Raw genomic sequence first — 9,218 nt, forward strand, 5'->3', positions numbered from 1 at the left:
CCCCGTCGACGAGCGCACCCCCGCGCCCACCCCGCAGGAGGCGACCGCGTCATGAGTCCGCGAGCCCAGGAATCCCCGGAGGCCCTGAGTTCCCCGACGGCCGGGCAGGCCCCCGAAGCCCCCGACGCCACGGTCGTGGTGATCGTCTACAACGACGCCGGACGGCTCCCCCGCGCGGTGGCCTCCGTGCGCCGCCAGACCCACGCGAACATCGAGATCGTCATCAGCGACGACCACTCCACGGACGCCACCCCGGAGGTGGCCCGCCGGCTGGCCGCGGAGGATCCGCGCATCCTGCATCTGCGCCTGGACCGGAACAGCGGCGGGTGCAGCGTGCCGCGCAACCGGGCGCTGGAGATCGCCCGCGCGCCGTACGTGATGTTCCTGGACAGCGACGACGAGCTGCCGCCGAACGCGGTCGAACTCCTGCTTGCCGCGCACCGGGAGCAGGACGTCGACTTCGTGATGGGCGCGGTGGAGCGGGTCCGCGCGGACACCGGGAACCGCGGGCGCTGGATGCCGCACCTGGTGGCCGAGCGCCGCACCGTGCACGGCATCGACGCCGAGCCGCGGCTCTTCTTCGAGCACCTGGCGACCAGCAAGATGTACGCCCGCGCCTTCCTCGACCGCCACGGTCTGCGCTTCCCCGAGGGCATCCACTACGAGGACCAGCTGTTCACCGCGCAGGCCTACTGCCTGGCCCGCGCCTTCACGGTCGTCCCGGAGCCGGTCTACCGCTGGTACATCGCCCCGCACGCGTCCGCCGACACCGCCTCCATCTCCAACCAGCGGCACAAGCTCGACAACGTCCGCGACCGGGTGCACGTCCAGCGGCTGGTCGACGACTTCCTGACCGAGAGCGGGCACGGCGGGCTGCACGAGGAGAAGGACTACAAGTTCCTCAAGCACGACTTCCGGATGTACGCCGGCGACCTGCCGGACCGGGACGAGGAGTGGCTGACGGAGTTCGCGGAGATCGTCAACCCGTATCTCGCGACGCTCACGCCGGGCGCGTACGCCCGTCTCCCGCGCCCCGAACGCGTGGTGCTCCAGCTGGTGCGCGAACTGCGCCTGGCGGACGCGCGGCTCGCGGCACGCGGTCTGGGACACGGAGTCGGCCCGCGCACGGTGGTCACGGACGAGGACGGCCGCACGTACTGGGGCGACCGCGTCCCGGACTCCGAGTGGGCGCGCCGCGAGCTGGACCTGTCCGAGCTGGCCCCGGACACCTGCCCCTTCCCCTACGCCCTGCTGCGCCACGAGGTCACCGAGATCGCGCCCGGCCCCGGCGCCTCGGTGGACCTGGCGATCCGCACGTACGACCCCGCGCTGCGCCTCCCCGTCGGCCCGCAGGCCGCGACCCTGCTGCTCTCCCCCGGCCGCCGGCGCATGACCGTGCCGTTCCGGCTGTCCCCGGTGGGTCCGGGCGTCTACGAAGGCCATGTCCACGTCGATCTGGCAGCCGCCCCGATCCCGCTGCACGGCTTCGACGGCGCCCGCCACCCGGTGCTGCGCCTGAAGCACCAGGGGATGTACCACCAGGGCGTCCTGCTGGCCCCCGAAACGGCCTTCCGGCCGCTGACCGCCCGCGTGGAGTACCACTCCGGGGCCACCCCGCACCAGGTCACCGTCGAACCGGAGGAGCGCGGCACGGGCCGGCTCCAGGTCCGCTGGCGCCCCTCGGGGGTGACCGCGAGGGTGGTGCGCCCGGTGGTACGGCGCATGGCCCGGCCGCGGGTGCGCCGGGCGGCACGCCTGCTGGCGAGCGCGCTGCGCTGAGCGCCGGCCCGCCATGAGAAGCGCCCCGGACCGTCCGGCCCGGGGCGCCCCTTCACGTCAGCCGCCTACGAATGCGTCCGCAGCAGCGTGCGCATCGTCCGCATGGCCACCGACAGGTTGGCGAGGTCGAAGGTCTCCGAACTCTGGATCTCCTCCAGGGTCGTGCGGGCCCGCCCGAGGATCGCCGCGTTCTTCTCCCGCCAGCCCTTGAACCGCTGCTCCGGCGTGGAGCTGCCGTTGCCCACCGCCAGCACATCCGCCGTGAGGGCGGCGTGCGCGGCGAACAGGTCCTCGCGGATCGCCGCGCGGGCCATGGACTGCCAGCGGTCGGCACGGGGCAGCTCGATGATCCGGTCCATCAGCTGGGCGATGCCGAGGCGGTCGCCGAGGTCGTAGTAGACCTCGGCGACGTCCAGCGGCTCCTTGCCCATGCGGTCGGCCACCGAGACGATGTCCAGCGTCGGGAACGCGGACGAGAACCCGGCCACCCGCGTGGCCAGCTCGTCCGGCACCCCGGCACCGGTCAGCTCGTCGTAGATCTTCTGCCACCACTCCAGGTCCGCGCCGCGCAGCAGCTTCGGCAGTTCGTTCCAGACCTGCTCCACGCGCTCCGCGAAGAACGAGACGGTCTCGGCGAGCTGGATCGGCTGCGGCCGGTTGTTGAGCAGCCAGCGCGTGCCGCGCTCCACCAGCCGGCGCGAGTGCAGCCGGATCCGGGTCTGCACCTCGGCCTCGACCTTGTTGTCCAGGGCCTCGACCGCGTCCCACACAGGTGCCGAGCGGAAGATCGCGCGGGCCGCCGTCTGCGCTCGGACGATCTCCTCCAGCGACGCGCCGGTCTCCTCGCGCAGCCGGTGCAGATACGTCGTACCACCGGTGTTGACCGTGTCGTTGACCAGCACCGTCGTGGTGATCTCACGGCGCAGCGGGTGGCTGTCGATGCGCTCGCCGAACCGCTCGCGCAGCGCGGACGGGAAGTACGCGCACAGCAGACCGCGCAGGTACCCGTCGTCCGGCAGCGAGGTGTGCAGCAGCTCCTCGGCCACCGTGATCTTCGTGTACGCCATCAGCACGGCCGTCTCCGGGCCGGTCAGACCCTGGCCCTGGGCGAGCCGCTCGCGGATCTGGCGGTCGGTGGGCAGGAACTCCAGCGCCCGGTCGAGGTGGCCCCCCCGCACCAGGTGCTTCATGAAGCGCTGCTGGGCGTGGAGCATGTCCTTGGACTGGGCGAGCGCGTTGCCGATGGCGGTGTTCTGCGCGTAGTTGTTGCGCAGCACCAGCTTGCCGACCTCGTCGGTCATGTCGGCGAGCAGCCGGTTGCGCTGCTTGACGGTCATGTCGCCGTCCGCGACCAGGCCGTTGAGCAGGATCTTGATGTTCACCTCGTGGTCGGAGGTGTCCACGCCCGCGCTGTTGTCGATGGCGTCGGTGTTGATCCGGCCGCCGTGCAGCGCGAACTCGATCCGGCCCAGCTGGGTCAGGCCCAGGTTGCCGCCCTCGCCGACCACCTTGACCCGCAGGTCCCCGCCGTCGACGCGGATGGCGTCGTTGGCCTTGTCGCCGACGTCCGCGTGGGACTCGGTGGAGGCCTTGACGTAGGTGCCGATGCCGCCGTTCCACAGCAGGTCGACCGGCGCCTGGAGGATCGCCTTCATCAGCTCGGCCGGGGTCAGCTTGGTGACCTTCCCCTCGATGCCGAGGGCCTCGCGGATGTGCGCGTTGACCGGGATCGCCTTGGCGGTGCGCGGGAAGACGCCGCCGCCCGCGGAGATCAGGCCGGTGTCGTAGTCGGCCCAGCTGGAGCGGGGCAGTTCGAACAGGCGGCGGCGCTCGGCGTAGGAGACGGCCGCGTCCGGGTTCGGGTCGATGAAGATGTGCCGGTGGTCGAAGGCGGCGACCAGGCGGATGTGCTCGCTGAGCAGCATGCCGTTGCCGAACACGTCACCGGACATGTCGCCGATGCCGACGACCGTGAAGTCCTCGCTCTGCGTGTCGGTGCCCATCTCGCGGAAGTGCCGCTTGACGGACTCCCAGGCGCCGCGCGCGGTGATGCCCATGCCCTTGTGGTCGTAGCCGGCCGAGCCACCGGAGGCGAAGGCGTCACCCAGCCAGAAGTTGTACTTCTCGGCGACCTCGTTGGCGATGTCCGAGAAGGTCGCGGTGCCCTTGTCGGCGGCGACGACCAGGTAGGTGTCGTCCTCGTCGTGCCGGACGACGTCCGCCGGGGGCACGACCTCGCCGGCCACCATGTTGTCGGTGATGTCGAGCAGCGCCGAGATGAACGTCTTGTAGCTGGCGATCCCCTCCGCCATCCACGCGTCGCGGTCGACGGCCGGGTCCGGCAGCTGCTTGGCGACGAAGCCGCCCTTGGCGCCGACCGGCACGATGACGGTGTTCTTCACCATCTGTGCCTTGACCAGACCGAGGATCTCGGTGCGGAAGTCCTCCCGCCGGTCCGACCAGCGCAGGCCGCCGCGTGCGACCTTGCCGAACCGCAGGTGCACGCCCTCGACGCGCGGCGAGTACACCCAGATCTCGAACGCCGGGCGCGGCGCCGGCAGGTCCGGGATGGCCTGCGGGTCGAACTTCATCGACACATAGTCGTGCGGGCGGCCGTTCGCGGCCTTCTGGAAGAAGTTGGTCCGCAGGGTCGCCTTGATGACGGTGAGGAAGGACCGCAGGATGCGGTCCTCGTCCAGGCTCGCCACCTGGTCGAGCGCCGCGTCCAGCTCCTCCAGCAGGGCGTCGACGATCTCGTGCCCGGCGCGCTGCCGCTCCGGCGACATCCGCGCCTCGAACAGGGAGACCAGCAGCCGTGTGGTGTGGACGTTGTCGCGGAGGGTGTCCTCCATGTAGTCCTGGCTGAACGTCGAGCCCGCCTGACGCAGGTACTTCGCGTACGCCCGCAGCACCATCGCCTGCCGCCAGGTCAGCCCGGCGGTCAGGACCAGCGCGTTGAAGCCGTCGTTCTCGGCCAGGCCGGTCCAGGTGGCGGCGAAGGCGTCCTGGAAGCGCTCACGGGCGTCGTCGCTGGTGTACGCGCCGTCCGTGGCGCCGTTCTGCGCCTTGGGCATCCGCAGCCCGAAGTCGTAGATCCAGGCGACCCGGCGGTCGGCGCAGCGCAGCTCGTACGGCCGCTCGTCCATCACCTCGACGCCGAGCCGGTTGAGCACCGGCAGCACCTTGGACAGGGAGACCGCCTCGCCGGTGCGGTAGATCTTGAAGCGGCGCTCGTCCGGACCGGCGCCCACCGGCTCGTACAGGCTGAGCGCGAAGTCCTGGTCCGCCTCCAGCCGTTCCAGGTGGGCCAGGTCGGCCACCGCGCTGCGCGGGGAGTGGTCGGCCTTGTAGCCCTCGGGGAAGGCGTCCGCGTAGCGGCGCGTCAGCTCCGCCGCGCGCTCCTCGCCGAACTCGGCGTTCAGCGCCTCCGCGAAGCCGTCGGCCCAGGAGCGGGCGGCCGCCACCAGGCGGGCCTCGATGCGCTCCTTGTCCGCGTCGGACAGCTGCGTCAGTTCGGTGCCCTGCGGCACGCGGACGACGAAGTGCAGCCGGGACAGGATCGACTCGGTGTTCCAGGCGGTGAAGTCGACGCTGGTGCCGCCCAGTTCCTCCTTGAGGATGTCGATGATCCGCAGCCGCACACCGGTGGTGTAGCGGTCGCGCGGGAGGTAGACCAGCGCCGAGTAGTAGCGGCCGTACTCGTCCTGGCGCAGGTAGAGCCGCAGCCGGCGGCGTTCCTGCAGGTAGAGCACGGAGGTGACGATGGAGCGCAGCTCGTCGACGGGCGTCTGGAACAGCTCGTCGCGCGGGTACGTCTCCAGGATCTGCAGCAGGTCGCGCCCGTCGTGGCTGTTGGGCGAGAATCCGGCGCCCTCCAGGACCGCTTCGACCTTGCGCCGGATCACCGGCACCCGGCGCACCGACTCGGTGTACGCGGCGGAGGAGAACAGGCCCAGGAAGCGCCGCTCACCGATGACGTTGCCGTCCGCGTCGAACTTCTTGACGCCGATGTAGTCCAGGTACGACGGCCGGTGCACGGTCGCCCGGCTGTTGGCCTTGGTCAGCACCAGCAGGTTGTGCTCGCGCGCCTTGGCGCGGGCGTCGGCGGGCAGCCGCTCGAAGGACGGGCTGACCGGGTGCTGGTCCTCGCCCGCGTGGTGCGGGTCGGAGCGCAGGATGCCGAGGCCGGTGCCGGGGACGGCGGCCAGGGCGTCGTCGTCGCGCAGCTGGTACTCGCGGTAGCCGAGGAAGGTGAAGTGGTCGTCGGCCAGCCAGCGCAGCAGCTCGCGGGCCTCCTCGACGTCCTGTCCGAGCAGGTCGGCGGGGGCCGGCTCCTGCACCAGGCCGTCCGCGAGACGCACTGCCGCCTCGCGCATCTTGCCCCAGTCCTCGACGGCCTCGCGGACGTCGGACAGCACGCGCAGCAGGTCGGCGGTGATCTGCTTCAGGTCCGCGCGGTCGGTCTCGCGGTCGATCTCGACGTGGATCCAGGACTCGATGTGCGCGTCGTGCGGCAGCTCGCCGGTGGGGCGGGTGGTCAGCACCTCGATCAGCTTGCCGGTGACATCCCGGCGCACGGTGACCTGCGGGTGGATCACGACATGGATGCCGCGCCCCTGCCGCGTCAGCTCATTGGTGACCGAGTCGACGAGGAACGGCATGTCGTCGGTGACGACCTCGACCACGGAGTGGCTGCACGTCCAGCCGTTCTCCTCGACGGTCGGGGTGTGGACGCGCACGTTGGCCGTGCCCTGGGGGCGGTTCTCGGCCAGTCGGTAGTGGGAGTAGGCGGCTCCGAAGACGTCGACCGGGTCGCGGTCGGCGAGGTCCTCCGGGGCGGTGTGCAGGTAGTAGCGCTGGAGGAACGCGAGCACGGCCTCCCGGTCGGGGGTGCCGTGTTCCGTCGTCCCAGTCGGTAGGTGCCCCCCGACCGGGCTGTTCTCAGCTACCCGGGCGGCCCTGTCGAGCAGCTCGGCCTTGGCTTCGTCCAGCTTGGTCTGCATTGTCCTCTGGCTCCTGTCGCGCGCCGTTGCGTGACGTAGAAGGAAGTACGGTCTCTGCCCTTCCGGCGTGACGCCGAGACACGGGGTGTCCGGTCTGGTTCGACGCTATGCCGCAAGAGGAGATGAGCGGGGGGTTATCGGCCATTCCCGGCGCGTACGACGGATCCGCAGCCGCGCGCCGCGGCTGCTCCGTCCTGCACCCGCCGGGCGCCCTGAAGGGGGCCTCGGATCCCCCGGCCCGCCCGAGAAGACCAGCGACCGCCGCCCGGTCACGGATGTCATCCGTGCGTCCCGGGCGCAGGGCAGGGGCAACGCCGCCCCCGCGAACTATCGCGCTGATCACGCCACCAAGGCTATCGCTCCTCACCGGGGCCCCGTCATGAGCCGTATGTGTACAAAACCGGGACCGCAACTTTGACAGTCTGCACAGTCCGGCCCCGCAGCAGGCAACCACGCAGCGCCCGGTGCGGACGCGGGCGGCAGCATGCCGATGGCGACGTTCAGCCGCGGGCAGTCGTGCCTCCCCCAGTGCCTCAAGGGCCCGGGGTGACTCCCGTGGACGGCACGGGTGGCCGCGGCGGCCGCCCGTCACGCCGGGCCGCGCTCCCCGCCCCCGCCCAGCCCTCACGCCCCGGCGTCTCGAAGCAGGCGCGCCCCGGGCAACCGGCTCCAGAGCACGTCACCGGCGAACGCGACCCCGGAGGGACTACGCGGCCATCACCAACCGCTCCGCCACAGCGACCGCCTCCGCGAGCGAATCCACCACCGGCACCCCCACGGCCTCCAGACTTCCCCGGCTGTGCGACCCCCCGGTGTACAGCACCGCCCGAGCCCCCACGTGCCGCGCGGCGACCGCATCGTCCGCGGCATCCCCGATCACCACCGTGCGCGCGGGGTCCACCCCGGCCCCGCCGGCGCCACCCGCCTCGGCCAGCGCAGCGAGGTGCCGCACCATGTGCTCGGCCTTGCTCCCCCCGGAGGGACCGGTGCGCCCGTCGACCCGCACGAAATGACTCTCGATCCCGAACCCCCGCACCAGCGGCACAAGCTCCTCGTGCCCGTACATGCTGAGGATCGACTGACTGCGCCCCGCCGACCGCCACCCCGTCAGCAGCTCCACCGCCCCCTCGGTGAGCCCGCACCGCACCCGGTGCTCGGCGTAGTGCCGCTGGAAGGTCCCGTCCATGACCTCCCACTCGGCGTCCGAGGGCAGCCGCCCGAGCAGCCGCTCGTAGAACTTCGGCACCGGCACGCAGTACATCGCCCGGTACTGCTCCAGCGTGATCGGCTCGAGCCCCAGCTCGGCGAAGGCCGCGTTCGTCGCTGCGATGATCGCGTCATTGTCGTGGAACAGCGTGCCGTTCCAGTCCCACACGATGTGTGCGGCTTCCGACTTCCCCATGCCGAAAACCGTACCCGCTGCCACCGACAATCAAGAGACGTCCAGGTGAGCGGCTCAGCCTCCGAGCCCCACCAGGTTCGGGATCTCCTGCGTGGCGTACCACAGCAGCTCGTGGTCCTCGGCGCCGTCGACCACGAACTGCGCGTCGTCGTCACCGCCGTCCGCCGCCTCCAGCGCCTGCGCCGCCGCGGTCACGTCCGCCTCGGCGTCCCCCGCGTCCACGTGCACGGCGGCAGCCTTCGCCAGCGCGAGCGGCCCGGCCACCCGCACTTCGCCGAGCGCCGCCGGATCGAGCCCCCGGTCGGGGTCGGCGGTCGCCGCGCCGTCGGGCACGTCGAGGGCGACGACGACTCGCCGGCGCGGCGCCTGCGCGTCCGCCGCGAGCAGCCGCAGGGAGGCCAGCGCGGCCCGGCTCAGCGCCGCGTACTCCAGTTCCTCGATGTCGTCGGAGAGGTACCACTCGCGCAACGCGGGCGTGACGGCGTAGGCGACGAGCGGCCCGGCCCCGAGCTCTCCCGTCTTGTGCGCCTCGGCGAGACCAGGGAGGGTCAAGGGGACGTAGACGCGCATGGCTGGCCGCTTCTTTCGTGGTCGGAGGGCCCCGCAAGGCTTCGGAGAGCCTTCAGGATACGTGCGGGCGTCCCCTTTCGGGCCCCCGGCCGCGCCCCGCACACCGTCCACCCGACGCCCGGAAATTCACCCGCCGCACCTCGCCGACCAGGGCTTCCGCGCCGGTGAACCACCCGGATAGGTGAACTGTCCGGCCACCCGAACCGGTCCTGCCGGCTCCTTGCCGCCGCGCCCACGCCCCCCGTACAAGATCACCACCAGCAAGTTACTGCCCGGTATATCCCGGGCCGAACGAACGGGGACCCCATGAACAAGGTCATGACCAGGACCCAGCACCACCCCGGCACCCGCCCCGGCACCCGCCCACCGACCCGCCGCGACCAGCGTCACGACACCCGCCGCCCGGGCGGCGGGTGTCGTGACGCGGGTCGCGGCGGGGCGGGGGGCGGGTGCCGGGGCGGGTG

The 9,218-nt window shown here is 71.8% G+C and carries 4 protein-coding genes; 1 reads left to right on the forward strand and 3 read right to left on the reverse strand.

All coding sequences use genetic code 11. The annotated features are described in order from the left end of the window. Positions 1 to 51: 51 nt before the first annotated feature. Positions 52 to 1,779, forward strand: a complete 1,728-nt coding sequence (locus tag CCN42_RS31720; RefSeq protein WP_086740765.1) for a glycosyltransferase family 2 protein — start codon at positions 52 to 54, stop codon at positions 1,777 to 1,779. Between the two features lie 65 nt (positions 1,780 to 1,844). Here the strand turns inward: CCN42_RS31720 and CCN42_RS31725 are convergent, their stop codons facing one another. From CCN42_RS31725 to CCN42_RS31735, 3 genes are all read right to left on the reverse strand, one after another. Beyond that, the gene (locus CCN42_RS31725) at positions 1,845 to 6,782 is read right to left on the reverse strand and encodes an NAD-glutamate dehydrogenase (protein WP_086740767.1); all 4,938 of its coding nucleotides are present in this window, start codon (positions 6,780 to 6,782) and stop codon (positions 1,845 to 1,847) included. Positions 6,783 to 7,488: 706 nt separating this feature from the next. Continuing rightward, positions 7,489 to 8,184, reverse strand: coding sequence for an HAD family hydrolase (locus CCN42_RS31730; protein WP_086740769.1), 696 nt, complete (start codon positions 8,182 to 8,184; stop codon positions 7,489 to 7,491). Between the two features lie 54 nt (positions 8,185 to 8,238). Beyond that, positions 8,239 to 8,754, reverse strand: a complete 516-nt coding sequence (locus tag CCN42_RS31735; protein ID WP_086740771.1) for a DUF6912 family protein — start codon at positions 8,752 to 8,754, stop codon at positions 8,239 to 8,241. Positions 8,755 to 9,218 lie beyond the last annotated feature (464 nt).

This window comes from Streptomyces glaucescens (genome assembly GCF_002154375.1).
GTDB lineage: Bacteria > Actinomycetota > Actinomycetes > Streptomycetales > Streptomycetaceae > Streptomyces > Streptomyces glaucescens.